At 65.0% G+C, this 26647-nt stretch carries 21 protein-coding genes and 1 pseudogene; 11 read left to right on the top strand and 11 right to left on the bottom strand.

Translation table 11 applies throughout. From position 1 onward, the window contains the following. Positions 1-125 precede the first annotated feature (125 nt). From ACVWY5_RS40530 to ACVWY5_RS40515, 4 genes are all read left to right on the top strand, one after another. Entirely contained in the window at positions 126-1178 is a 1053-nt protein-coding gene (locus ACVWY5_RS40530) for an ABC transporter ATP-binding protein (protein ID WP_321177213.1), read from the top strand. Positions 1179-1200: 22 nt separating this feature from the next. After that, positions 1201-2265 (top strand): extracellular solute-binding protein, encoded by a 1065-nt coding sequence (locus ACVWY5_RS40525; protein WP_028338023.1) that lies wholly within the window; start codon positions 1201-1203, stop codon positions 2263-2265. 212 nt (positions 2266-2477) lie between these two features. Then, positions 2478-4196, top strand: a complete 1719-nt coding sequence (locus ACVWY5_RS40520; RefSeq protein ID WP_028338022.1) for an ABC transporter permease — start codon at positions 2478-2480, stop codon at positions 4194-4196. Between the two features lie 191 nt (positions 4197-4387). Next, positions 4388-6493, top strand: a complete 2106-nt coding sequence (locus ACVWY5_RS40515) for a S9 family peptidase (protein ID WP_028338021.1) — start codon at positions 4388-4390, stop codon at positions 6491-6493. 287 nt (positions 6494-6780) lie between these two features. On the opposite strand, the gene ACVWY5_RS40510 is transcribed toward ACVWY5_RS40515, so the two are convergent. The 3 genes from ACVWY5_RS40510 to ACVWY5_RS40500 form a co-directional block, all read right to left on the bottom strand. Then, positions 6781-7500 (bottom strand): ribonuclease activity regulator RraA, encoded by a 720-nt coding sequence (locus tag ACVWY5_RS40510; protein WP_028338020.1) that lies wholly within the window; start codon positions 7498-7500, stop codon positions 6781-6783. Between the two features lie 102 nt (positions 7501-7602). Next, positions 7603-9342: an L-arabinonate dehydratase gene (gene araD / locus ACVWY5_RS40505; RefSeq protein ID WP_028338019.1), complete on the bottom strand. Its 1740-nt coding sequence runs from the start codon at positions 9340-9342 to the stop codon at positions 7603-7605. Positions 9343-9531: 189 nt separating this feature from the next. Continuing rightward, on the bottom strand, positions 9532-10164 hold the full coding sequence (locus tag ACVWY5_RS40500) for a response regulator transcription factor (protein WP_018269422.1): 633 nt from the start codon (positions 10162-10164) through the stop codon (positions 9532-9534). 153 nt (positions 10165-10317) lie between these two features. On the opposite strand from ACVWY5_RS40500, the gene ACVWY5_RS40495 reads away from it, so the two are divergent. Next, positions 10318-10626 carry a hypothetical protein gene (locus tag ACVWY5_RS40495; RefSeq protein WP_028338018.1) on the top strand — a complete coding sequence of 103 codons (309 nt, stop codon included), beginning with the start codon at positions 10318-10320 and terminating at the stop codon, positions 10624-10626. A 138-nt stretch (positions 10627-10764) separates the two neighbouring features. Here ACVWY5_RS40495 and ACVWY5_RS40490 read toward each other — a convergent pair whose 3' ends face one another. From ACVWY5_RS40490 to ACVWY5_RS40465, 6 genes are all read right to left on the bottom strand, one after another. Beyond that, positions 10765-11082 carry a hypothetical protein gene (locus ACVWY5_RS40490; protein WP_028338017.1) on the bottom strand — a complete coding sequence of 106 codons (318 nt, stop codon included), beginning with the start codon at positions 11080-11082 and terminating at the stop codon, positions 10765-10767. Positions 11083-11085: 3 nt separating this feature from the next. Next, positions 11086-11943 carry a CheR family methyltransferase gene (locus ACVWY5_RS40485; protein ID WP_028338016.1) on the bottom strand — a complete coding sequence of 286 codons (858 nt, stop codon included), beginning with the start codon at positions 11941-11943 and terminating at the stop codon, positions 11086-11088. A 37-nt stretch (positions 11944-11980) separates the two neighbouring features. Continuing rightward, positions 11981-12370: a response regulator gene (locus tag ACVWY5_RS40480; protein ID WP_018269419.1), complete on the bottom strand. Its 390-nt coding sequence runs from the start codon at positions 12368-12370 to the stop codon at positions 11981-11983. 43 nt (positions 12371-12413) lie between these two features. Next, positions 12414-12887 (bottom strand): chemotaxis protein CheW, encoded by a 474-nt coding sequence (locus tag ACVWY5_RS40475; RefSeq protein ID WP_283089095.1) that lies wholly within the window; start codon positions 12885-12887, stop codon positions 12414-12416. Between the two features lie 22 nt (positions 12888-12909). Further along, entirely contained in the window at positions 12910-15621 is a 2712-nt protein-coding gene (locus ACVWY5_RS40470) for a hybrid sensor histidine kinase/response regulator (protein WP_456671761.1), read from the bottom strand. A 388-nt stretch (positions 15622-16009) separates the two neighbouring features. Beyond that, positions 16010-17533: a flagellin N-terminal helical domain-containing protein gene (locus ACVWY5_RS40465; protein WP_028336362.1), complete on the bottom strand. Its 1524-nt coding sequence runs from the start codon at positions 17531-17533 to the stop codon at positions 16010-16012. Positions 17534-18083: 550 nt separating this feature from the next. On the opposite strand from ACVWY5_RS40465, the gene ACVWY5_RS40460 reads away from it, so the two are divergent. The 3 genes from ACVWY5_RS40460 to ACVWY5_RS40450 all read left to right on the top strand — a co-directional run bounded on the left by ACVWY5_RS40460 (position 18084) and on the right by ACVWY5_RS40450 (position 20108). Continuing rightward, entirely contained in the window at positions 18084-18794 is a 711-nt protein-coding gene (locus ACVWY5_RS40460; RefSeq protein ID WP_038377762.1) for a Crp/Fnr family transcriptional regulator, read from the top strand. 190 nt (positions 18795-18984) lie between these two features. Continuing rightward, positions 18985-19704, top strand: a complete 720-nt coding sequence (locus tag ACVWY5_RS40455) for a Crp/Fnr family transcriptional regulator (RefSeq protein WP_028336360.1) — start codon at positions 18985-18987, stop codon at positions 19702-19704. 155 nt (positions 19705-19859) lie between these two features. After that, complete coding sequence (locus ACVWY5_RS40450) at positions 19860-20108, top strand: hypothetical protein (protein ID WP_028336359.1); 249 nt, start codon at positions 19860-19862, stop codon at positions 20106-20108. A 117-nt stretch (positions 20109-20225) separates the two neighbouring features. On the opposite strand, the gene ACVWY5_RS40445 is transcribed toward ACVWY5_RS40450, so the two are convergent. Then, positions 20226-20828: a helix-turn-helix domain-containing protein gene (locus ACVWY5_RS40445; protein WP_028336358.1), complete on the bottom strand. Its 603-nt coding sequence runs from the start codon at positions 20826-20828 to the stop codon at positions 20226-20228. 600 nt (positions 20829-21428) lie between these two features. Here ACVWY5_RS40445 and ACVWY5_RS40440 point away from each other — a divergent pair. After that, positions 21429-21824 (top strand): hypothetical protein, encoded by a 396-nt coding sequence (locus ACVWY5_RS40440; RefSeq protein WP_283089093.1) that lies wholly within the window; start codon positions 21429-21431, stop codon positions 21822-21824. Positions 21825-22199: 375 nt separating this feature from the next. Here the strand turns inward: ACVWY5_RS40440 and ACVWY5_RS40435 are convergent, their stop codons facing one another. Continuing rightward, on the bottom strand, positions 22200-23201 hold the full coding sequence (locus tag ACVWY5_RS40435; protein ID WP_028336356.1) for a glycoside hydrolase family 3 N-terminal domain-containing protein: 1002 nt from the start codon (positions 23199-23201) through the stop codon (positions 22200-22202). Between the two features lie 181 nt (positions 23202-23382). Here ACVWY5_RS40435 and ACVWY5_RS40430 point away from each other — a divergent pair. Both ACVWY5_RS40430 and ACVWY5_RS40425 read left to right on the top strand, forming a co-directional pair. Further along, positions 23383-25429, top strand: a pseudogene (locus ACVWY5_RS40430) (acetoacetate--CoA ligase). Between the two features lie 38 nt (positions 25430-25467). Further along, positions 25468-26601, top strand: coding sequence for a threonine synthase (locus ACVWY5_RS40425; RefSeq protein WP_028336354.1), 1134 nt, complete (start codon positions 25468-25470; stop codon positions 26599-26601). Positions 26602-26647 lie beyond the last annotated feature (46 nt).

The raw sequence follows: 26647 nt of genomic DNA, 5'->3' as shown, positions 1-26647 counted from the left end.
CAATGCATGCAACGCATTGCTAAGGCACGAGCACTTTTCGTCGTCATCATTTTCCGCTTTACTGCCGGCAACAGCCGGGCACGGATCCCTGCGACACAACAAAATGGAGGGACCGCTTGGCATCGGTGGAATTGCGCGGCCTGGTCAAGCGGTTTGGATCGTTTGTCGCGGTTGATGATGTTTCGCTCACGATCGATCATGGCCAGCTGGTCTGTCTGCTCGGGCCGTCCGGCTGCGGCAAGACCACGACGCTGCGGCTGATCGCCGGGTTCCTCGAACCATCCGACGGCGAAATCCGCGTCGGCGAGCGCGTGGTGTCTTCGAAGGCGCGCACGCTGCCGCCCGAGCAGCGCAACATGTCGATGATCTTCCAGAGCTACGCGCTGTGGCCGCATATGACGGTGGCCGAGAACATCGTCTACGGCCTGCGCTTGCGCAAAATGGATCGCGACACCATCGCCAAGAAGCTCGCCGCGATCCTGGCGACCACCAAGCTGGAACCACTGGCGCAGCGCTATCCGGGCGAGCTTTCCGGCGGCCAGCAGCAGCGCGTCGCGCTGGCGCGCGCGCTGATCGTCGGCCCAGAGACGCTGCTGCTCGACGAACCCTTGTCCAATCTCGACGCCAATCTGCGCGAGGAGATGCGGTTCGAGATCCGCCGCCTGCACGACGAATATCGCTACACCACGGTCTATGTCACCCACGACCAGTCCGAGGCGATGACGACCGCCGACCTGATCGCGGTGATGAATGCCGGCAAGATCGACCAGCTCGGCGCGCCTGAGGACATCTATGCGCGGCCGGAATCCGAATTCGTCGCACGCTTCATCGGCGCCGCCAATGTGATCAAGGGCACCGCGCGCGATGCGAACCACGTGGAGTTCGCCGGCGCAACGCTCGAGGTGGTCGGAGCCACGCTGACGACCGGCCAGAGTGCGCCGGTCGCGATCCGCCAGCATGAGATCCAGCTCGCGACGCGAGCCCCCGCCGCGCAGCAAAATGCGCTGAAGGCCGTCGTGACGCGGCAGGTCTATCTCGGCATGAACCGCGACTACATGGTGGAGACCGCTGACGGCACATCGCTGCGGGTGACCACGCCGACCGAAACCGCGGTCGAGAAGGGCAGCGAGGTCTGGCTGACCTTGCCGCCCGCGCGCTGCCGGGCGCTGAGCCGATAACAACAAGAAACGGAGCGACGCGATGCGGAAGCCGATTTCCAGACGCGATGTCCTGAAAGGCTCTGCGGCGCTTGGGATCGGCACGGTGTTCGCGTCACCGGCACGCGCGGCCGCACCCGCGCCGGTCGCGATCACGCCCGATCTCGTCGCGGCCGCGATCAAGGAAGGCAAGCTCGTGTTCTATTCGTCGATGGACCTGCCGGTCGGCGAAAAACTCGGCAAGGCGTTCGAGGCCGCCTATCCCGGCATCACCGTGCAGATCGAGCGCTCAGGCTCGGAGCGGCTGTTCCAGCGCGTGGCGCAGGAATTCGATTCCAACATTCACGCCGCCGACGTCGTCAACAGCGCCGATGCCTCGCATTTCATCCCCTGGAAGAAGAGCGGCTGGCTGAAGCCGTTCGTGCCCGAAGACGTCGCGAAACATTTTCCGGACAACTATCGCGACCCCGACGGCATGGCCGTGACCACTCGGCTGTGGCTGTCGTCGATTGCCTACAACACCAACCTGGTGAAGGCGGAGGACGCGCCGAAGAGCTTTGCCCATCTGCTCGACCCGAAATGGGTGGGCAAGATGGTGAAGGGCCATCCCGCCTATAGCGGCACGATCATGACCACGACGTTCCAGATCGTGCGCGAGCTCGGTTGGCCGTATCTGGAGAAACTCGCGAAACAGCGCGTGATGCAGGTGCAGTCCTCGACGGATCCACCCAAAAAGCTCTCGCTCGGCGAGCGCGCCGTGATGGCCGACGGCAATGAATATGGCATCGTGCTCTTGAAGGAAGCCGGACAACCGGTCGAGCCGGTCTATCCGACCGAGGGCACGCCGACGATCTCGGGTCCGACAGGCATCTTCGCCGGCGCGCCACATCCGAACGCCGCAAAGCTGTTCCAGGCCTGGCTGCACACCCGCGCGACCCAGCAATTCTTCGTCGACTTCACCGGCCAATATTCGCTGCACGCCCAGGTGCAGCCGAAGGCCGGCCGGCGCAAGCTTTCCGACATCAAGCTGATGAAAGAGGATCCGGCGGGGGTGGAGGCGATGACCGAAGAGATCAAGACGCGCTATGCGCGGCTGTTTCGGGTGTGAGCGATGGAGGTCGCCGTCACGCTTTCTTGCCTTGCCCCGCTCGCGGGGGGAGGCCGACGCGCATCGCAAGATGCGCGGCGGGTGAGGGGGACTCTCCGCGCGCCGTGCTCGCCGAAGCAGCCCCTCACCCCAACCCTCCAAGAGCAAGCTTCGCTTGTCTCGACCCCGCAAGAGCGGGGCGAGGGAGCTGAGACAGTTCACCGCGGGTCAACATGACAACAACAACCACCTCCCCGGCCTCCCGCCCCCGCATCGACTGGACACGACCCGTGCTGTGGCTGTTCGCGGCAGTGCTCATCCTGCTGATCCTGCTGCCGCTGTCGTGGCTTGCGGTGTTTGCCTTCACCGACAAGAGCCAGCATCCGACGCTGCAAAACTTCGTCACGCTGTTCAGCAATCCCGATTTCCTCGATCCGCTGCTGACGACTGCGATCATCGCGACCACGTCGGCGCTGATCTGCTGCGTCGTCGCGGCGCCGATCAGCTGGCTGGTGTCGCGCACCGACATTCCGGGCCGGCAGACCATCCGCGCACTGGTGACGGCCTCGTTCGTGACGCCGCCGTTTCTCGGCGCGGTCGCCTGGGAGTTGCTGGCGGCGCCGAATTCCGGGCTATTGAACCAGCTCTACCGGCTGTTCGCCGGCGAGGATGCCGACGCGCTGTTCAACATCTATTCGATGACCGGGATCATCTTCGTGATCTCCTGCTACACGTTTCCGTTCGTGTTCGTGCTGGTGGCCAATGCGCTCGACACCATGCCGGGCGAGCTGGAAGATGCGTCGGCGATCCTCGGCGGCAATGCCTGGACCACCGCCCGGCGGGTGACGATCCCGCTCGCGCTGCCCGCGCTGGTCGCGGGCGCCCTGATCGCTTTCCTGCAGGCGATGACGCTGTTCGGCTCGCCGGCGATCCTGGCGCTGCCGGCCGGCTTCCACACCATGACGACCAAGATCTGGAGTCTGTTCCAATATCCGCCGAAGCTCGAGCTCGCGGCCGCCGCCGCGGTGCCGCTGCTGGTGCTGACCATCCTGCTGCTGCAAGGCCAGAAGGCGCTGCTCGGCCGCCGCGGCTATTCGGTGATCGGCGGCAAATATGGCGCGCCGCGCCGGGTCGAGTTGCGCGGCTGGCGCTGGGCGGCGCTCGGCTTCTGCCTCCTGGTGCTGCTCAACCCGGTATTCCTGCCTTACCTCGCGCTGCTCAATGCCGCGTTCTCGCCGAACGCGACCACGCTGGTGACGCCGTCGACGGCGACGCTGCACAACATCGTCTTCGTGTTCACCGAGCTGTCTTCGACCCAGCTCGCGCTCAAGAACACCGTGATCCTGGGCACCGCGACCGCGACGATCGGCACCATCCTCGCGCTCGTCATCGCCTATGTCACGACGCGCAAGGTGATCGCGGGCCACCGCGTGCTCGGCTTCCTCGCCACTGCGCCGGTCGCGGTGCCCGGCATCGTGCTCGGCGTCGGCCTGTTCCTGAGCTACACGCGGCCGCCCTTCGTACTCTATGGCACGCTATGGATCCTGCTGCTGGCGTTCCTCACCATCAATTTGCCCTCGGCCTACCAGCAATTGCAGGCGGCGTTCGCGACGATCCATCCCGAGCTCGAGGAGGCGAGCCGCATCCTCGGCGCGACCCGGCTGCAGGCGCTGCGCCAGATCACCGCCCCCTTGCTGCGCACCGGCGTGATCGCGACCTGGTGCTTCATCTTCATCGGCGTGATGCGGGAACTGTCGGCGGCGATCGTGCTGTTCACCTCGCAGACCAAGGTGCTCTCGGTCCTGATCTACGACCTCAACGAAGGCGGCGACCTCGCCGCGATCGCGGTGCTCGGCATCGCGATGCTGGTGATCACCTTCGCCGTGGTGCTGGCGATGAACCGGATTCCGATGTCCGGCGGGAATGCGGGGGCGAGGCTGCGGAACGGGTAGCTCGCTCTGTCCCCACGGTCATTGCGAGCGAAGCGAAGCAATCCATCGGTCCGCATACGCGGAGCCATGGATTGCGTCATCGCTTCGCTGCTCGCAATGACGGGGATAGCGAGGACGTCCAATCACCCGCCCATCTGGCAATCGCCACATTTATCCCGATATAGAGCGGAACCCCGCACCATGAGGATCGTGTGACCCAATCCACCAAGACACCGCCCCCCGTCGCGCCGCGCCGGCCGCATTCCTTCACCACCCACGGCATCACGGTGACCGACGACTATGCGTGGATCAAGGATCCGAAATGGCAGGAGGTGCTGCGCGATCCCTCGATCCTCGATCCCGACATCCGGACCTATCTCGAAGCCGAGAACGGCTACACCGAGAGCCTGCTCGGCCATACCGACGCGTTGCAGAAGCGGCTGGTCAAGGAGATGCGCGGGCGGATCAAGGAGGATGATTCCAGCGTGCCGTCGCCGGACGGCCCGTTCGCCTATTTCCGCAAGTTCCGCGAGGGCGGCCAGCACGAGCTGTACTGCCGCGCGCCGCGCGACGGCGGCGACGCTCATGTCGTGCTCGACGGCGACGCGCTGGCGAAGGACCACAAATATTTCAAGTTCGGCGGCAGCCGGCATTCCAACGATCACCGCCTGCACGCCTGGAGCGCCGACACCAAGGGCTCCGAATATTTCTCGATCCGGGTGCGCGACTGGGCCACCGGCGGCGATCTCGACGACCTCGTCGAGGAGACCGACGGCGGCGTGGTGTGGGCCGCGGATTCCAAGAGCTTCTTCTACGTCAAGCTCGACGACAATCACCGGCCGATGCAGGTGTGGCGGCACAAGCTCGGCACCAAACAGGCCGACGACATCCTGATCTATGAGGAGCAGGATTCCGGCTGGTTCACCCACCTGCACGAGAGCGCGAGCGGCCGCTTCTGCGTGGTTGCCGGCGGCGACCATGAGACCTCCGAACAGCGGCTGATCGATCTCTCCAATCCCGATGCGCCGCCGCGGTTGGTCGCGGCACGGGAGGAAGGCGTGCAATATTCGATCGCCGACCGCGGCGATGAGCTGTTCATTCTGACCAATGCCGACGACGCCATCGACTTCAAGGTCGTCACCGCGCCGCTCACCGCGTCCGAACGCAGCAACTGGCGCGACCTGATCCCGTATCGCGAAGGCGTCTATGTGCTCGACGTCGAGCTCTATGCCGGCCACATGGTGCGGCTGGAGCGCGCCAACGCGCTGCCGGCGATCATCATCCGCGACCTCAACAGCGGCGAGGAGCACGCGATCGCCTTCGACGAGGCGGCCTATTCGCTCGACACCATGGGCGGCTACGAGTTCGACACCACCAATCTGCGGTTTGCTTATTCGTCGATGACGACGCCGTCGGAAGTCTATGACTACGACATGGCGACGCGGACGCGCCGGCTGCGCAAGCGCCAGGAGATCCCGTCCGGCCACAACCCGGCCGACTACGTCACCACCCGCATCATGGCGACCTCGCATGACGGCGCGCAGGTGCCGGTGTCGATCCTGCATCGCAAGGACTTTGTCCGCGACGGCAAGGCGCCGCTCTTGCTGTATGGCTACGGCTCCTACGGCATGGCGATGCCGGCCTCGTTTGCCGCCAACCGGCTGTCGCTGGTCGACCGCGGCTTTGTCTATGCGATCGCGCATATCCGCGGTGGCGCCGACAAGGGCTGGGGCTGGTATCTCGACGGCAAGCGCGAGAAGAAGACCAACACATTCGACGATTTCGCCGCCGCCGGGCGGGCGCTGATCGAGGCGGAATATACCGGTGAGAAGCGCATCGTCGGCCATGGCGGCTCGGCGGGCGGCATGCTGATGGGCGCGGTCGCCAACCGCGCCGGCGAGCTGTTCGCCGGCATCGTCGCCGAGGTGCCGTTCGTCGACGTGCTCAACACCATGCTCGACGACACGCTGCCGCTGACGCCGCCGGAATGGCCGGAATGGGGCAATCCGATCGAGAGCGAGAAGGATTTCCGCACCATCCTGTCCTATTCGCCCTACGACAATGTCGCGGCCAAGGACTATCCGGCGATCCTGGCGATGGGCGGGCTCACCGATCCGCGCGTCACCTATTGGGAGCCGGCGAAATGGATCGCGCGGCTGCGCGCCACGATGCGCGGCGGCGGCCCGGTGCTGCTGCGCACCAACATGGGCGCCGGTCACGGCGGCGCCTCCGGCCGCTTCAACCGCCTCGACGAGGTCGCGATCGTCTACGCGTTCGCGCTGTGGGCGGTCGGGATGGCGGAGAAAGCGGAGGTGTGAATGCCCCTTCTCCCCGCAAGCGGGGCGAGGTAAGCAAGAACCCCGGATTGCGCTTCGCTCCATCCGGGCTACGGGCCGGTTGGCTTGCGCACTCCCTCCCCATCGTCGTCCCGGCGAAAGCCGGGACCCATACCGCGTGATCCATCGAGCAAGGAAGTCGCAGTCCCACGGCATTGCCGATCTTCGCCAAACTCCTCCCTGTGGTTATGGGTCCCGGCCTTCGCCGGGACGACGGTGGAATGTATGGCGATCGCTCATCAAGAGGACGACGGTAGTGGTTGTGGTGGCTACCGCCCCTTCGCCTTCCGCCACGCCGCGAAATCCTTCAGCGTCTGTTCGTCGGTCGCAGGATAGAGCCCGAAGATGCCGCGGCCGTTCTGGACCTGCTCGGTGACGAAATCCTCGAACGCGGTCATCTCGAAGGTCTCGTCGGCGATCTCGTCGGCGAGATGCGCCGGGATCACGATGACGCCGTCGCTGTCGCCGAGGATGACGTCGCCGGGAAACACCGGCGCATCGCCGCAGCCGATCGGAACGTTGATCTCGATCGCCTGGTGCAGCGTGAGGTTGGTCGGCGCGCTCGGGCGATGGTGAAAGGCCGGGAAGCCGAGCCGCGCGATCTCGGCCGAATCCCGGAAGCCGCCGTCGGTGACGACGCCGGCGCAGCCACGCTTCATCAGTCGCGTCACCAGGATAGCGCCGGCCGACGCTGCGCGCGCATCCTTGCGGCTGTCCATCACCAGCACCGCGCCCACAGGGCAATCCTCGATCGCCTTGCGCTGCGGATGCGCACGATCGCGGAACACTTCGATCCCGTTCAGATCCTCGCGCGCCGGCATGTAGCGCAGCGTGAAGGCCTCACCGACCATGATCGGCTGATCCGGGCCGAGCGGATGAACATCCTGGATCATCTGGATGCGCAAACCGCGCTTGAACAGCGCGGTCGCGACCGTCGCGGTAGAGACGGATTTCAGCTTGTTGCGGGTGGTGTCGCTGAGTTTTGACATGATGCTTTGTCCCCGGCTGTCATTCCGGGGGCACGCGAAGCGTGAACCCGGAATCTCGAGGTTCCGGGTTCGCTTCGCGCCCCGGAACGACGGTGTGACGAACTAATAAATCGACGGCTCGCCGACCGGCTTGCCAAAACCGGTCTCGAGGAAATCGAAGTCGCAGCCCTCATTGGCCTGCTTGATGTGCTTCGAGAACATCCAGCCATAGCCGCGCTCGAAGCGCTGCTCGGGCTGCTTCCATTCGGCGCGGCGACTGGCCAGCTCCGCCTCCGGCACATCGAGATTGATGGTGCGCGCGGCGACGTCGAGCGTGATGCGGTCGCCGTTTCGCACCAGCGCCAGCGGGCCGCCGATATAGGATTCCGGCGACACGTGCAGGATGCAGGCGCCGTAGCTGGTGCCGCTCATGCGCGCGTCCGACAGCCGCACCATGTCGCGCACGCCCTGCTTCACCAGCTTGGTCGGGATCGGCAGCATGCCCCATTCCGGCATGCCCGGCCCGCCCTGCGGGCCGGCATTGCGCAGGATCAGCACGTGATCGGCCGTGACGTCGAGATCGGGATCGTCGACCGCCTTCTTCATCGACGGATAGTCGTCGAATACCAGCGCAGGCCCGGTGTGCTTGAGGAAACGCGGATCGCAGGCGCTTGGCTTGATGACGCAGCCATCGGGCGCGAGATTGCCCTTCAACACCGCGAGCGCGCCTTCCTTGTAGATCGGGTTGTCGACGGTGCGGATCACGTCGTCATTGTGCACCTCGGCGCCATCGATGTTCTCGCCGAGCGTCCTGCCGGTGACGGTGATGCAGTCGAGATGCAGATGCGGCTTGATCCGGTTCATCAGACCGGGCAGCCCGCCGGCATAGAAGAAATCCTCCATCAGATAGAGGTCGCCGCTCGGCCGCACATTGGCAATCACAGGTACCTTGCGGCTCGCGATCTCGAAATCGTCGAGCGAAATGTCCTGGCCGGCGCGGCGCGCCTGCGCGATGAGGTGAATGATGGCGTTGGTCGAGCAGCCCATCGCCATCGCGACCGTGATCGCGTTCTCGAAGGCCTTGCGAGTCTGGATCTTCTGCGGGGTCAGATCCTCCCACACCATCTCGACGATGCGGCGGCCGGCCTCCGAGCTCATGCGGATGTGGTTGGCGTCGGCCGCGGGGATCGACGAGGCGCCCGGCAGCGTCATGCCGATCGCTTCCGCGATCGCCGTCATCGTCGAGGCCGTGCCCATGGTCATGCAGGTGCCGTAGCTGCGGGCGATGCCGGCCTCCATGTCGACCCAGTCCTTGTCGGAGATCTTGCCGGCTCGGCGCTCGTCCCAGTATTTCCAGGCGTCCGAGCCGGAGCCCAGGGTGCGGCCCTTCCAGTTGCCGCGCAGCATCGGTCCGGCGGGCAGGTAGATCGCCGGCAGGTTCATGCTGGTGGCCCCGAGCAGCAGGCCGGGCGTGGTCTTGTCGCAGCCGCCCATCAGCACCACGCCGTCGACCGGATGGCCGCGCAGCAGTTCCTCGGCATCCATCGCCAGCATGTTGCGGTAGAGCATCGTGGTCGGCTTCAACAGCGATTCCGACAGCGACAGCGCCGGCAGCTCGAGCGGAAAGCCGCCGGCCATCAGCACGCCGCGCTTGACGTCGTCGACCCGGCTCTTGAAATGCATGTGGCAGGGCTGCGCATCCGACCAGGTGTTGATGATCGCGATCACCGGCCGGTCGCGCCACTCTTCCGGCGCGTAACCCATCTGCATCGCCCGCGATCTGTGGCCGAAGGCGCGCAAATCGTCGGGCGCAAACCAGCGCGCGCTGCGCAATTGAACCGGGGTCTTGTTCTTCTTCGTCATCGCCATTGTCTCGATGTCATGGGTCTCGACATTGCTCGCACGCGCGCGGTTCGGGCGCGCCTGCCCTGCGTCAGGCATATACTCGATTTTCTGACGTGTCGTCCCGCGCCCGGCGCAGACGTGCCGTTCGCTCAACGTGCGCCGCACAGGCTCCGCAATGTGGCGATCGGAACGTAAACCGGCCGTGGCCTACTTTTGCTGCGCCGTCATCACGATGCGGACCAGATCGGCGGCGTTGCGCGCGCCGAGCTTCTTCATGATGTTGGCGCGGTGATCCTCGATCGTGCGCGGGCTGATGCCGAGGTGGCGCCCGGCCTCCTTGTTGGAGGCGCCCGCGGTGAATTGCTCGAGCACCTCGCGCTCGCGGCGGGTCAGCGGCTCGCGACCCGGGAAATGCAGCGCGGCGATCCGCGACGCCGAGGTCTCGGCCTGGCGCCTGGTGTAGGCGTCGATCGCCTCGTTAAGACGGCTCACGATCTCGTTGCCGCGGAACGGCTTCTCGATGAAGTCGAGCGCGCCGTTCTTGATGGCGCTGACCGCCATCGCGATGTCACCCTGACCGGAGATCATGAAGATCGGCGCCGGATAATCCTCGCCATGCAGCTCCCTCAGGATATCGAGGCCGGATTTGCCGGGAATATGCACGTCGAGCAGGATGCAGGCCGGTGTCCTGCTGCGCGCCACCGCGAGCAGCGCCGCGCCGTCCGCAAAGCAGATCACCTTGTAACCAGCGGTCGACAGGACCACTGAAAGCGTCTCGCGAACGGCGGGATCGTCGTCGACTACAAAAATTTCCCCGCGCGGAGCGCCATTCTCAACCATATGCATCGTCCATTAGTGGTGAAACGTGCTGCCCTGACCGCACAAGAACTAACTCGACCATCTCGATCAATGGACCCGTATTTGTACGGGACGTCCGCTTAACGCACAAGTAGCACCGCGTTCCCTAAAAGTGGGGGCAGTGGAGAAACATGCATGGAAAATGCAGCGGCGGACCGCGTTGCAGTGCGCTTGGACGAGGGCAATGATCCCTGCAGTCTGATCGTGACGGACCTAGTCGCGCTGCTTGGTCATGTCCAGGCGAGCCTGCGGCTGATCGAAGCGGCGATTGCGCGCGAGGCCTTGCTGGCCGCGCGGCAGGCCGACGCCGACCCCGTCGTTCTCGACGACATTACCCCGCGCTACCTCACAGCATCCACCGCCCTGAAGGCATGCGATGCCGGCCTCGGCACGGCGCTCGACCGCCTGCGCGATTCCGGGGCAGCAGCGCGTCTGCTGAACTGACCCGCCGCCACGACAGGTTCGGCCCAATCACCTCGATTGTCCCGACGACGCCCAACCCATCAGTCGACGATCTGTTCCACGCATCGTCCGGATTGGCCGCGGGCCTTGCCCGCCCGGTCGGATCAGGTCGTCCTGACGTCAGGCCCTGGCCCGCTCTTCGTCCGCGGACGATCGCCGTTTGCTCGGCTTGCCCTTGAGAAAGCTGACGTCCATTTCGGTGCCGTTGACGCGGACCAGTTCGCAACGGCGATAGGCAAGTCCGGTCGAGGACAGCAGGAGGAAAAACTCCTTCAGGTTGAGCCCCTGAATGGAACCTTCGACGGTCAGCGAGGCATCGGTGTCGGAGATGGCATTGAGCTGGCAGTCACGCCGCCAGGTGCCGTCGATGGCCATGATGCAGACGTCGACACCCCGGCTGAAGGTGACCCGCTCAATGGATTTGCCGTCCTCGGTCATTGCTCAATATCCGACCGCCATGGCAGGCTTCGGCATGGCGAGCACGCCCCGCACCCCGCTCGGCCGGTACAGGCCGCGCCGCTCGGGAATCGGCTTGAACGTGTCGGTCAGGCCGACCACGGTTTCGGCGGCGCCCAGCACCAGGAAGCCGTCGGCCTCCATCAACCGGGCGAGACGGTTGAAGATATTGATCTTGGTGTCCTGATCGAAATAGATCAGCACGTTGCGGCAGAAGATCACGTCGAACGAGCCGAGTTGGGAGAAATCGTGCAGCAGATTGAGCTGGCGGTGCTGGACCATCGCGCGCAACTCGGGATTGACCTGCCAGAATTCACCCGACTGCTTGAAGTACTTGACCAGCATCTGGATCGGCAGTCCGCGTTGCACCTCGAACTGGCTGTAGATGCCGGCCTTCGACTTCTCCAGCACCTCCTGCGACAGATCGGTCGCGATGATCTCGACGCGCCATCCGGCAAGCGCCGCGCCCATTTCCTTCAGGCACATCGCCAGCGAATAGGGCTCCTGGCCGGTCGAGCCGGCGGCGCACCAGATCCGGACGCTACGGCGCGTGGCGCGTGCCTTCAGCATCTCCGGCATGATGGTGTCGCGGAAGTGCTCGAACGGCACCTTGTCGCGGAAGAAGAACGTCTCGTTGGTGGTCATGGCCTCGACCACCTGGACGGTGTGCGTGGACGAGCCCGCCTTGATCTTGGCGACCAGGTCGGGGATGCCGGACAGGCCGCTTTTGCGCGCCAGCGGCAGCAGGCGGCTCTCGATCAGATATTGCTTGTCCGCGGACAGATCGAGACCGGACTGGTCCTTCAGGAGCTTACGCAGATACTCGTAGTCGGGGGGCGTCACGGGAGCCTCACAAGGGACTGAATGGTGAAACTGGGTGTCAGGCTTCGGCCGACGCGTCGAGCGCCAGCAGACCCACTTCCTGGAATTTCGCGATCACGATGTCCTTGTCGAACGGCTTCATGATGTATTCGTTGGCGCCGGCATGCAGCGCCCGCGAGATGTGGTCGATGCCGTTCTCGGTGGTGCAGAACACGACCTTGGGCTGATCGCCGCCGGGCATGCGGCGGAGCTGCACGAGGAATTCGAAGCCGTCCATCACGGGCATGTTCCAGTCGAGCAGCACGGCATCCGGCAGCGCGCGCTTGCAGGCCTCGAGCGCGACCGCGCCGTCCTCGGCCTCGATGACGGTGAACTCCATTCCTTCCAGGATGCGGCGCGCGATCTTTCGCACCACGCCGGAATCGTCGACGACGAGACATGTCTTCATGGGTTGGCCTCCTTGTGGAATCCACCGTCTCCGCGGTGGAGTGTTACGCTGCAGCAGCTGTTTTGGGCACCAGTTCGAGCACGCGATCAACGTCGAGGACGACCATGAGCTGGCCGTCGAGGCGGTGGACGCCGCCGGCGAGCTTGGCCATGCGGGGATCGAGGTTGACCGGGTTGTCCTCGCGGCTGTCGTCGGGCAGCCGCAGCACCTCGCCGATCTGGTCGATCAGCAGGCCATAGGATTCGCCGCGCTGGTCGACGCCGACCGCCATCGGCAGCTGGCCGTCGTCGGCCTTCGGCAGCCCGAGCCGGGCGCGCATGTCGACCACGGTGACGATCCGGCCGCGCAGATTGAGCACGCCGGCGATCTCGCTGGAGGCCAGCGGCACCCGCGTCAGCCGCTCCGGCATGAACACGTCCTGCACCCGCGAGATCGGCAGGCCGAACAGCTGCCCGCCGATCACGGCGGTGACGTATTCGGCCATCGCGCCTTCGCTTGTCTCGGTCTTGCTGGTCATCAATCCTTGTCCTTATCCCGTGTCATGCCGCCCGGCGCAGTTCGGCGGTCTGCTCTTTCAGCGCCGCGATCAGCCCGGGACGGTCAAACTTGGCGACATAGTCGTGGAAGCCGGCCTGCCGGCCGCGCTCGATCGCCGCCGGCGACACCATCGCCGACAGCGCGATGATCGGCAGCCCGATCAGATTGTGGTCGCTTCGGATGTTCTCGGCGAACTCGAAGCCGTTCATCTCGGGCATCTCGATGTCGGTCAGCACGACGTCGAAGCTTTGTCCCGAACGCAGCGCGGCGAGCCCTTCCTGCGCGCCGCCCGCGGTCCTGACCTTGTAGCCGGCGGCCTTCAAGACCGGCGCCAGCATGTTGCGGAAGAAGGCACTGTCATCGACCAGCAGCACCGACTGCGCGCTAGCCGACGGGCGCATCTCCTTGCGCGAGAACCAGTCGGCGAACGCCATCGGCAGGAAGTGGCCGACGTCGATCACCTCGGTGGCCTGGCCCTTGATCACGGCCGAGCCCAGAATGCCGTCCTGCGAACCGGCGACCTCGATGTTGAGCCGCTCCTCGACGATGTCGATGATCTCGTCGACCACGAGCCCCATCGAGCGGCCGTCGTCGGCGAACACCAGGATCGGCTGCGCGCCCTGGCTCTGCACCTCGACCCCGGCCATCTGCACCAGCGGCATCAGCTGCTCGCGGTACTGCACCATGTAGCGGCCGTTCGAGAGCTCGATCTTGTCGGTTGCGATCTCCTCCAGCCGGGTGACGAGGCCGAGCGGCACCGCCTTGGGCTGCGAGGAGCCGGCGCGGAACACCAGCAGCGAGGTCAGCTGCTCGCCGCTCGCCGCATGGGCGTTCGCATTGTCGTCGGCCAGGTCATGGGCCGAGGAGCCGGACGCGCCGAGGGCTTTTGCGATGCCGTTGGGATCGATGATCATGATCACGGCGCCATCGCCCAAAATGGTGTTGCCGGAGAACATGTCGATGTGCCGCAGCTTGGTCGACATCGGCTTGACCACGATCTCCTCGGTGTGGAACACGCCGTCGACCACGATGCCGAAGGTCTGGCTGCCCACTTGAGTGACCACGATGAAGCCGTTCTCGGCGTCGGTTGTGGTCGCGCCGTCGTCGATCTTCAGCAGCTTCTTGAGGTGGATCAGCGGCAGCAGCTTGTTGCGCAGGCGCAAGACCGCGGTGTCCTTGATGCGCTCGATGCGGTGCTCGGAGTTGGCGCGGGCGCGCACCAGCTCGACGACAGACAATTGGGGAATCGCAAAGCGGTCGCCGCCGGCTTCCACGATCAGGGCGGAGACGATCGCAAGCGTCAGCGGGATCTTGATGGTGACGGAAGCACCCTCGCCGGCCACGCTCTTGATGTCGATGGTGCCGCCGATCTGGTCGATATTGGTGCGCACCACGTCCATGCCGACGCCGCGGCCGGACACCGAGGTCACTTGCGCGGCGGTCGAGAAGCCCGGCGCGAAGATGAACTTGTGGATCTGGGCCTCGGTCATCTTCTCCAGTTCAGCCTCGGTGACGAGACCGTTCTGAAGCGCCTTGGCCTTGATCCGCTCGGTGTTGAGCCCGCGGCCATTGTCGGCAATGCAGATGATGATGTGGCCGCCCTCGTGATAGGCGGACAGGCGAATGGTGCCCTGTTCTCCCTTGCCGGCCGCGACCCGCTCGGCGGTGGTCTCCAGCCCATGATCGGCGGAGTTGCGCACCATGTGCGTCAACGGATCCTTGATCAGGTCGAGCACCTGGCGGTCGAGCTCGGTGTCGGCGCCGTGCATCTCGAGCTCGATCTGCTTGCCGAGTTCGCCGGAGAGGTCGCGGACGATGCGCGGCAGCTTCTGCCAGGCATTGCCGATCGGCTGCATGCGCGTCTTCATGACGCCTTCCTGCAGCTCGGCGGTGACGTTGGAGAGCCGCTGCAAGGGCACCTTGAACTCGGTGTCCTCGTTGCGGCGGGAGATCTCCAGCAGCTGGTTGCGGGTCAGGACCAGCTCGGAGACCATGGTCATCAGGTGTTCGAGGGTGTCGACATTGACCCGGATCGACTGGTTGGCGATCTTGTCGCCTTCCTGGACATCCTCACCGGCGGCCTTGCGGGCCGGCTTCTTCGCAGGCTCAGCCGGCTCGGCGGCGGGAGCCGCAGCGGCAGGCTTGGCGGCCGGCGCGGGCGCGGCGACTTCGGTCTCGGTCTCGCGGAAGGCGCGCTCGAGCTCGTCGAGCGAGACCTCGCCCGGACGCAGCGGACGCTCCAGCGTCTGCACCACCAGCGTGCCTTCGGTCATTGCCGCCTGCACCGACGGGGCTTCGACGACCGGCACGTCTTCAGCAGCAACTGCCATCGCCGCCATGCCGTGCTCGACCATGGCCTCGAGCTGATCGATCAGATCGCGGTCGTTGCCCTCGGGCTCGGCCTCGGTCGCCTCGAGCCCTGCAAGGATCTCCTTGATGCGGTCGATCGAGGACAAGATCAGCGTCACGGCTTCCGCCTTCACCGGCATGCCGTCGCGGAATTTGCCCATCAAGGTCTCGCCGGCATGCGCCAGCGCCTCGAGCCGCGGCAGCCCGAGGAAGCCGCAGGTGCCCTTGATGGTGTGCACCAGCCGGAAGATGTTATCCAGGATCTTCGCGTTGTTCGGATCCTGCTCGAACTGCACCAGCTGGTTGTCGACCGTATCCAGGCTCTCGCTGCTCTCCGTCAGGAACTCGCGCAACAGATCGTCCATGGATAGGTCCCCTCAAGGTGCTACGGAACGCTCGCCTTGCATCGTTAACTTGGCCGGCTTCACGGCGACGTTAATTTTGCCGTCCGTGCAAATACGGACGATGAAGCCCTTCTGCAGTTCGACGACGCATCACGACATCACGGCCGGTCTCACGAGGACAGGCCTTACCACCCGGACGGGAAAGAGCCCGTTCCACCGGTCATCGCAATTTGAACTAATTGGAATTGAAGACCGCTAAGTCTTGCGAAACGCACGCGACATGACGACCGCCTGCATCCGAGCGCGATCGCTCATTGGTTGAACCCGGCGGGATGGCTAAGCGCAGCCAAAGAAAAGGCGGCGGAGTTTCCTCCGCCGCCTCGATAGTCGATGTCTGTCGCGGATACGCTTAGCGGAGCAGCTGCAGCACGCTCTGCTGCGACTGGTTGGCCAGCGCCAGCGCGGACACCGCGATCGACTGGCGGGTCGACAGCGCCTGGCTGTTGGCCGCTTCCTCGTTGGTGTCGGCCAGCGTCAGGTTGGACGAGCCGGTCTGCAGCACGTTGATCAGGTTCTTCGAGAAGTCCTGGCGGATCTGCACGATCGACAGGTTCGAACCGAGGGTCGAAGCCTGGGTGCGCAGCAGGCCGCTCGCGCTGTTCAGCGTCTTCAGCGTGGCGTTGGCCGAAGCGTTGTCCACGAAGTCCGTGCCGGCGGTCAGCTTGGTGAGGTTGAGGCCGGTGGCGTCGAAGGTCACGCCCTGGATCTTCAGCGTCGAGGAGCCCGTCTCGTTGAAGGTCAGCTTGAGCTGATCGCCATTGAGCAGGTTGATGCCGTTGTACGACGCGTCCTGGGCGGTCGTGGTGATCTGGTCCAGGATGTTGTTGTACTGGTTGACCAGGTTGGCGCGGTTCGCCAGCGCGGTCGGATCCTGCACCGGAGCGCTGCCCGTGAGGCCGTTGAACAGCTTGCCCGCGCCGGCCGCCGTGCCGCCGATCGTGCCGATGGTCGCCGAAGCGGCATCGTTGGTGGTGCTGATGGTGAGCGCACCGGCCGCACTGAGCGAGGCCTGCAGGTTGTTGGCCGCCAGCGCGGCGTTCAGGTCGTTGAGGGACTTCACCTTGCCGGCACCGGTGCCGAAGGTGATGTTGGTCGCAGTGCCGTTGCCGGTCGCGCCGATGGTCAGCGTGAGGGTGTCCAGCGGGCTCGCGCCGGCCGTGCCGTTTGCGGTCGCCGTCGCACCGGCCGGGAGGCCGAGCTGTGTCGCGTCGCCCGAGCTGAACGTACCGACCGTGAGCGAGTCCGCGGCGCCGGCGGTGTTGGTGCTGGTCAGGACCAGCTTGCCGGTGCCGTCGATCGAGGCGGCGACCTTGGCGCTGGCGCCGACCTGCGTGTTGATGGCGTCGCGAACCTGGGTGGCGGAGTAGTTCGTGCCCGAGTTCAAGGTCACAGTCTGGCTGTTGATCTGGAACGTCAGGTTCGCGCCGGCCGCGGTGAGGTCGATGCCGGTATAGGCGGCGGTGCTGGTGAGGGTCGCATTGGTCGGGGTCGCGGTGCCGAGAAGGTTGTCGGCGGTCGCGCCGGGGATCGCGGCGGTCGTCACCGACGACTTCGCGGAATAGCCGACCGCAGCCTGCAGGGCCTGGTTGGCGACCGACTTGGCGCTGTCGACGAGCTTCTGCAGCGAGGTGATGCCGGTGTTGGCGGCCTGCAGTACCTGCACGCCGTTGCCGATGCCGTCCAGCAGGTTGTTGATGTCGCTGGCGCGGTTGTCGAGCGACTGCGCCGTGAAGAAGTTGGTCGGATTGTCGAGCGCAGTGTTGACCTTCTTGCCGGTGGACAAGCGGTTCTGCGTGGTGGCGAGCAGGTCAGCGGTCGACTGCAGCGAAAGCAGATTTTGACGGACCGATGCCGAAAGAACGATGCCGGACATACTGGATACCCTTCTGGATGAACACGATTGACGCGACGCCGTAAATTTCGCACGGCGACCCACGCCACACTGGTCCGTCGGCGCTACCCGTTCGTTAAAGGGCTGGTCCGTACAAATACCCAGGACGGCCTTGCCGGTGATTCGACGGGCGGCCGGCGCGATGGCTGGCCCCGGCAGCGCGCGGTCGGCGCCGGACCGACGTCATGGCCCTGAATTTCCTGCGCATGTGCAGGACTTGCGACATCGCGGCGCGGCCGGCCCGGCGCGTCGATAGCCGGCGTTGCAAGCCACCACGATGCCAAGTCCGGCGAGGAACAGAGTTAATGGAAATCAACAAATGAGAGACAAAGTCGCGCTCGTATCTCGCGCCGCGCGGATCGACGTCGATCACCGGTGCCGGCGGCGGCCACGCCGTCTGCCCTCTAGAGGGTATAGTTTCGACACCACAACCCTTGTGCAATTGGACAGGCAAGCTATGTTCGCAGTCCTTCCACACGCCAAGAGTAGGTGATGCGAGACCGTAGTGCTCCCGCCCTCGGCAGGAGCAGCAATGTCCGCGGTATCGCGTCCGCCCAATCGTCTGTTGCAAGCACTTCCCCCCACGGAGTACGCGCAACTCCATCCCCTTCTGGAAGCCGTCGACCTGACCAAGGAAACGACGCTCGCCGATGCCGGCGCGCCGGTGCAGCGGGTTTATTTTCCGCATAGCGGCGTGGTCTCGATGATGATCAATCTGTCCGACGGGCAATCTGTCGAAATTGCAACCGTCGGTCGCGACGGCATCGTGGGCGCGTCTGCCGCCCTGCACGAGCGGCCGCCGCTTGCCGACGCGATTGTCGTGGTGCCAGGCTCGGCCTCGATGATGCGGGCGGAGGATTTCCGCGAGGCAGCAAATCGCAGCGCGGATTTCCGGACCCTGGTTGCGCTCTATGAGCAGGCGCTGATGGCGCAGACGCAACAATCCGTCGCCTGCAACGTTTCCCATCCGGTGGAGGCACGGCTGTCACGATGGCTGCTGCGCGCGCGCGATCTGTGCGGCAGCGAGGCGTTGCCACTAACCCAGGAGATGCTGGCGCAGATGATCGGCGTCCGGCGCAATGCGGTTTCGATTGTCGCGCATGGGTTTCAGCAGGCCGGCATCCTGCGTTACAGCCGCGGTCATATCGAGATCACCGATATCGACGGGCTGCGGAAGGCGGCGTGTGAATGCTATACGACGGTCAAGGCGCACGCCGAACAATTGATCGGGCCGGAAGACTGACCGCGCCCCGCCCAGCCCCAACTGTGACCGACCACACAACCCGAATGTGCGGCGATAGGTCTATTCCTATTGGAACCAAGACGTGTTTCCATTGGAACCCTGACGTGCCAGAATAGGTTGCAACGACGTCCAGCTGCACGCGTCAGCCCTGGGCCCAGAGACAAGCTTTGCCGGCAGGCTGGAGGTTGCTTTGGAAACGGTTCCTCGATCACCCAACGGATTCCTGGCGTCGCTCTCGGCGAGCGATTTCGAACTGATTCGGCCGCATCTGCGGACGGTCGACCTCGCGCCCGATTCGGTCCTGGTCGAGACCGACGAGATGCTCAAGCGGACATACATGCCGCACAAGGGCGTGATCTCGCTGGTGGTCAAGCTGGCAAGAGGCGAGCGCGTGCAGGTCGCGATGGTCGGCCGCGACAGCATCTATGGCGCATTCGCCCCGCTCGTCGAAGGGCCTGTCCTCAACAACGCCACGGTGCTGGTGCCCGGCGTCGCCTCGACCGTGGAACTCGAGCCGTTGCGCGCAGCTGCCGGCCAGAGCCCGACGCTTCGCGCGAGATTGATCCGGCACGGGCTCGCCGTCTATGCTCAGATCCAGCAGACCGCCGGCTGCAACGCTGCGCACACCGTGGAGTCACGGCTGGCGCGATGCCTGCTGCACACGCGCGATCTCTCCGGCAGCAACAAGATCGTCCTGACGCAGGAGGCGATGGCGCAGATGATCGGCGCGCGCCGCAACAGCGTGTCGCTGGTCGCGCATACGCTGCAACAGGCCAATTTCATCCACTACAGCCGCGGGCACATCGAGATCACCAACGCCGATGGGCTGATCAAGACCGCGTGCGAATGCTACGCCGCGGTCAAGGCGCAATATGCGGGACTGCTGAGTTGTCAGGAAGTCGGCCGCTAGAGCTTTTTATCTTGCCGCGTTGTCGTCATGCGACCCGGCACCCGCTTCGCCCGAAAGCGCTCCGACCGCTGTGCAAGCCGTACTTCTACGGCGTGCGATTTTCACCGTCGGATAACGCTGTTTCCCCACATTCACGTGGACGCACGGGGGAGCCGATGTTCACGTACCAGACGACCGATCGGAAAGAAGCGCGGCGCTTCCGCATGGCCCAGTTCAACGGCCGGACCGCCACCGTACGGTCGGCCGGCGCGACCGTCACGGGACGCGTGCGCGCGATCGTCGAAAGCAAGTCTGGCGCGACGGCGGCGTGGCTGGTCACGATCGTTCCGGATGAACCTAAGGCATCCGCGCCGGCCGCGCGGCTCGCGCCGCGCCTGTGCTTCGCCGCGGAAGACGGTTTCTGATAACCGGGTTCTAGCGAACCGAACGTCGCTCAGAGCGTTTCGATGGAATCGGGACGCGGCTCCGGATTTCAGTTTTGACGCGTCTTCTTTACGCGAACCAGTTCGCTTGAAATCGCTCTATGCGGAATGCAGCAAGGCCTTGCGGACGAGGTCGGCGGTGTTGCGCGCGCCGAGCTTGCGCATCGCCTCGGCGCGATGGCTCTCGAACGTGCGCGGGCTGATGTTCATCCGCAGCGCGCCCTGCTTGTTGGAATAACCGTCGCTGATCAGGCTGAGCACTTCGCGCTCGCGTTTGGTCAACGGCTTGCGGCCGGCTTCCGGCGCGAACATGACATCCGGCGACCGGGAGCCTGTCGGCTTGTCGTCGCCCGGCGGCTTGAGTTCCGCGGCCGGGACGGCATTGGGATAGAGGTCGGAAATCTGCTTCAGCATCGCGGACACGCGCTCGGTCTGCTCGAGCGCGTTCTCGATCACCTGCCGCAGATAGACACCATTGCCGGGCGCGTGCGCGAATTGCTGACTGTGCTGTTTCAGCTCGTTCATATAGAGCAGCAGCGCCGTCACCGGCCCATTGAACTGCCGGACGATCGCGGCACCGGCGTCCGCCTGCGGCCGCGGCGCTGTGGGTTCCTGAGTCTCAAGCGGCTGCGGCTCGAGCGTCGCGGTTCCACCCATCCATGCCGGAAGGCGCGCCTCGGCTCGGTTGTCATGTTGCGTCATAAGTATGGTTTACCAAAGGTGAACTTGTGGCCGCGTTAACACGGGACTCCGTAAAACTACGGGTGACGCAACTGTGACTTTGGGCCCCGACCTGCCAAGCAGGCGCAGATTACCGCTGATTTGGCAACGAATCTCGCATATTTGAGTCGAATTACAGTATTCTTACGGGACGGGTGGCGAGGTCGTCGCCGGCGGGATTCGCGGCCCGACCTCAACGGTTCGGCCGGCGTTTCCCGGCTCGTTGGTTCCGGGTTGAACATGGCAGGACTTCACGGCCGGCATCGCCTCAGGGGCGCCGGAGCCGAAGAAATTTCTGCAGGAACCGCCCCGAAAGAACGAACCTGAACCACCAATACGCCATTCGCCGGGTCGTCATCGATCATCCCTCTCGAGCATCGGGATGGCGTCGGCATACCGCACGCGGGCGCCCGCACCTATGAGACGGTTCACATCAACCGAGCAGGGTGCGCATCGGGCAGGGATCGGATCAGGCGAATGTCAATTTACAGCCCCGACGGGCGTCGCGATGATCACCGCCTCTCGATCAGCAATAAGGGCGCGGCCATGAAGCGAGGGCGGAACGGATCCTGGATTTCCTGGATGACGATTGCGGCGCTCGCCGCGGCACTGCTGCTTGGCGCCGGCGCGCATGCGCAGACCGAGCCGACCAGCAGTGCCGCGCCGACGCCCGACAACGCGGTCATGCTCACCATCTTCTTCAAGCATGATCAGTCGCGACCGCTCGGTGAGCTCAATGCCCAGCTTGAGCGGCAGGGCTTCTACAAGGCGTTTCCGCCCGAGGGTGTCGAGGTCGTCAGCTGGTACGTGATGATGGGAATCGGCCAGGTGGTGACGCTGCGGTTGCCGGCATCGCGGCTGCGCGAGGTCAACCGCGTCATCGAGAACAGCGCCTGGGGCGCCTACCACACCGAGTTCTACCCGACCTACGACTACAAGGCGGTCGGGATCGGCAATCACGAAAAAGCAAAGCAGTAGCTGGTCGCATCGAGACCCTGCCGGGAGTCACGGCTGCGCGCCGGAGTTGCCGGTTTTGGCCGAAGACCGGGCTAGCGATTGGATCCGATCCACCGCCTATGCGTGGGCCCGCGAGCGCTGGCTCAATCGCTTTGCCAGCGTCCGCAAATCCTCGGCGCGCCCGCTGCAAAGCAGGCGGCTGAATTCGTCAGGATCTATGGAGGCGGGCGGAAAATCGGCTGGGTTGCGTGCGACACGGCGTAGCCAGGTCAATCGGAAGAGACGCTTGAGCATCTTCATGGTTGTCAGCCCCGATGAGCGTCATTGTTAAATCGCGGCAATGAAATTTGGTTCCACAGCTTGTGGTCGCCCGACGCAAAATTTGGTTCAACGCCGTCAGGCGAACAGCGCCTTGCGCTTTTGCACGCGCGCAATGGATCGCCGCACCGCGACCTGATCGAGTGATCCATCCTGCACCGCACCCGCGACCGCCGCGGCGATGCCGGCCATCTCCTGCTCCTGGTCGAACAGATTGTTGCCGATGCAGATCATGTCCATGCCGGCGGCGATCGACTGCAGGCTGGCCGCGCTTGTGCCGAGCGCCTTCTGCAGCCCCTGCATCTGCATGTCGTCGGTGATCAGCAGCGTCTCGGGCAGGCGACGGCGAAGCCGGCTGAGCCCGGCCGATGACAATGTCATCGGATGCTGCGCGTCCCACTGCCGGACAATGGCGTGGCTGACCAGTACCGCATCGCCATAGGTGCGCGGCGCCAACGCGTAGAACAGTTCCTCCTGCTCGGGACGCAGCGCATCGGAAATGTCCATGAACTCCAGGTGCGAATCGACGCTTGCACCGCCGATGCCCGGAAAATGCTTCAGGCAGAGGCCTACTCCCGCCTGCCGCGCCGCAGCGTCGACCAGCCGGGCATTGGCCTCGACCTCACCGATATCGGGCGAATAGGACCGCTTCATCTTGCCGATGTTGGGATTGTCGGGATTGTAGTCGACGTCGATGACAGGCGCGAAATTGTAGCGGATGCCGAGCCGGTGCAACTCGCCGTAGCTTGCGGCCAGCACCGTCTGCTTTTCCGCGCGCGCGAGCAGATTGAACTCCTTCGCGCTCGGCAGCGGCTGAAAACCGCAGGTGTCCTTGAGCCGGCGCACCAGGCCGCCCTCCTGGTCGATGAAGACCAGCGGCCGCGACGGCAGCGCCGCGATCTCGGCGCAAAGCGACTGCACCTGCGCGGGCGAGGCGATGTTGTTGTCGTATTGCCGGGTCTGGCAGGAATAGTCGAACAGGATCACCCCGCCGAGCCCGAATTGCGCGGCAAATTCCTTCAGCCAAGGCGGAACGACCTTGCCGTGGAAGCCGAGGATGAAGAGTTCGCCGACGGACATGGCCGCTCGATTCGGTTGCCGCATGGAATCAGCCGTGCCCGATGGAATAGCACGCTGCGGCGGCGGTAAGAATATGACGCAGGCAGCAGTTCGACTGCGTTCCCCGTGCTCGCATCACTATGTTAAGACACGCCGGCGGGCCTCGCTCGCCGCCACGACACAAGGACTTTCGGAAACGCCCATGACAGCAGCTTACGTCCCGCAAATGGCCCTTTACCGCCAGTGGCTGAAGCAGACGCGCGGCCTTGAGTTTGCGGATTTCGAGGCGATGCGGCGCTGGTCGGTCACCGATATCGACGGCTTCTGGCAGAGCGTGTGGGATTATTTCGACCTGCGCTCGCCGACGCCGCATTCGGCGGTGCTGGCCGAGCGCAAGATGCCGGGCGCGGTGTGGTTTCCCGGCGCTTCGGTGAACTACGCGCGCCAGGTCTTCCGCCATGTCGCGCCGGCGCATGCCGCAGGCCTGCCGGCCCTGATCTCGAGCGGCGAGGACGGCAAGCTCTCGGAGACGAGCTGGCCCGAGCTGCAGCGCAAATCGGCCGCGCTGGCGCTGCATCTGAAGGCTAACGGCGTGCGCGCCGGCGACCGGGTCGCCGCCTACTTGCCGAACATTCCCGAGACGATCATCGCGTTCCTCGCGACCGCGAGCCTGGGCGCGGTCTGGAGCGTCTGCGCGCCCGACATGGCGGCGCCCGCGGTGATCGATCGCTTCAAGCAGATCGAGCCGAAGGTGCTGATCGCCTGCGACGCCGTGACCTATGCCGGCCGCCGCCACGATCGGCAAGGTGTGATCGAGGAATTGCGGCGCGCGCTGCCGACCGTGCAGCATGTCATCCTGCACAGCGACGCCGCGCCGTCCGAGACGCGATTGTCATCGATCCTCGCGGGCCGGAGCGCGGCGATCGACGCCTTCGAGCCGGAATGGCTGCCGTTCGATCATCCGCTCTGGATCGTCTATTCCTCAGGCACCACCGGATTGCCGAAGCCGATCCTGCACAGCCATGGCGGCATCATCGTGGTGGCGCTGCCGCTCTCGACGCTGCACAACGATATCGGCTGCAGCTATCAGCCAAACTCGTTCGGCGAACGCTTCCACTGGTACTCCTCGACCGGCTGGATCATGTGGAATTGCCAGGCCAACGGCCTGCTCAACGGCACGACCTGCTGCATTTTCGACGGCAGTCCCGGCGGCACCAAGGACAAGCCGGACTGGACCACGCTGTGGCGCTTCGTCGCCGACGCCAAGGCCACCTTCTTCGGCGCCGGCGCGGCGTTCTTTGCCAATTGCACCAAGGCGGAGATCGATCTTGCTGCCGTCGGCGATCTCTCGGGCCTGCGCACGCTCGGCTCGACCGGCTCGCCGCTCAGCGCCGACACCCAGGCCTGGTTCAACGAGCGCTTCGCCGCGCTTGCGAAGCACAACGGCAACGCCGCGCAGGCCGATATGTGGTGGGCCAATATCTCCGGCGGCACCGATTTCGCCGGCGCCTTCATCGGCGGCAATCGCGAGTTGCCGCAGACGCCCGGGATCATGCAATGCCGCCTGCTCGGCTGCGCGGTGGAAGCGTTCGACGAGCAGGGCCGCGCGGTGATCGACGAGGTCGGCGAGCTCGTCTGCACCGAGCCGCTGCCGTCGATGCCGCTGCGCTTCTGGAACGATCCCGGCAACGCGCGCTACCTTTCCAGCTATTTCGAGACCTACCCCGACAATTTCGACGGAAGTGGCCGCGGCCCGGTGTGGCGGCATGGCGACTGGCTCAAGATCAACCCCGACGGCGCCTGCGTGATCTACGGCCCGCAGCGACGCCACCATCAATCGCCATGGCCTGCGGATGGGCACCAGCGAGCTCTATTCCGCGATCGAGGCGCTGCCGGAGGTGCTGGATTCGATGGTGGTCGACCTCGAATATCTCGGCCGCGACAGCTACATGCCGCTGTTCGTGGTGCTGCGCGAGGGCATTGCGCTCGATGCCGCGATGAAAGCCAAGATCAACAAGGCGGTCGAGGCCGGGCTGTCGCGCCGCTTCCTGCCCAACGACATCTTCGTCGTGGCGGAAGTTCCGCGCACGCTGTCCGGCAAGAAGCAGGAGCTGCCGGTCAAGAAGCTGCTGCTCGGCCATCCCGTCGAGAAGGTCATCAATCGCGATGCGATGGCCAATCCCGGATGCCTCGACTGGTATCTCGACTTTGCCAAGAGCTATCTGAGCAAGCAGGCCGGCGCGGCGTGACGGCCGCCGAATGCCATTCGCGTTTGGGATCTCACGACATGTCTTCACCTAGCTACATCGACCCGCTCAACGGAAAACTGTATCCGCTGGATATTCCGCGCTGGTGCTCCGACGAAGGCAAGCCGCTCCTGATAACGCCGCTGCCGGGCATCTCCCGCGACGACATCGATCGCGGGACGCGGTCGCTGTGGCGCTACCGCGCGGCGCTGCCGGTCGAGATCAGGCAGCCGATCACGATGGGCGAAGGCTGCACGCCTGCCGTCGAGAAGGCGTGGGATGACCTGCGGCCGCATTTCAAGCTCGAATGGTTCAATCCGACGGCAAGCTTCAAGGATCGCGGCACCACGGTGATGCTCTCGTTCCTGCGCCAGCTCGGCGTCGATGCGGTGCTGGAGGACAGCTCCGGCAATGGCGGCGCGTCGGTTTCAGCCTATGGCGCGGCGGGCGGCATGCGGGTCAGGATCCTTGCGCCGGCCACGACGTCACCGATGAAGGTGGCGCAGATGCACGCCTTTGGTGCCGAGGTGCAGCTGGTCGAAGGACCGCGCGAGGAATCCGAGGCGGAAGCGATCCGCCAGTCGAAGCTGATCTTCTACTCCAGCCACAACTGGCAGCCGTTCTTCCTGCAAGGCACCAAGTCGCTGGCCTACGAGATCTGGGAAGATTTCGGCTTCACCGCGCCCGACAACGTCATCATGCCGGTCGGCGCCGGCAGCAGCCTGCTCGGCTGCTATATCGGCTTCAAGGAGCTCTTCGCGGCCGGGCAGATCGCGCGGCTGCCGCGCCTGTTCGCGGCCCAGCCGCTCAATTGCTCGCCGGTCGATGCCAGCTTTGCCGCCGGCGTCGATACGCCGGTCGATCGCGCGGTCCGCAAGACCATCGCCGAGGGCACCGCGATCAAGCACCCGCTGCGGCTGAAGCAGATGATCGCGGCGCTGAAGGAGAGCGGCGGCGGCACGGTGGCAATTCCCGAGCACGGCATCGTGGCGGCGTTGAAGCGATTGGCGCAGACCGGTCTGTTCGTCGAGCCGACCTCGGCCTCGGCCGCCGCCGCGCTCGACGTCCTCACGGCGCGCGGCGCGATCCGGCCGGCGGAGCGCACCGTCGTCATCATCAGCGGCACCGGGATCAAGGCGGCGGGGCTGATCACGGAGCTGCTCGGAGCGGGCTAGCTTTGGCGCGCTCCGAAGAGCCGTGACTAAAGCGCGATGAGATTAG

Source organism: Bradyrhizobium sp. USDA 3256, from assembly GCF_054058275.1.
This window is presented reverse-complemented; position numbering and strand designations above follow the sequence as displayed.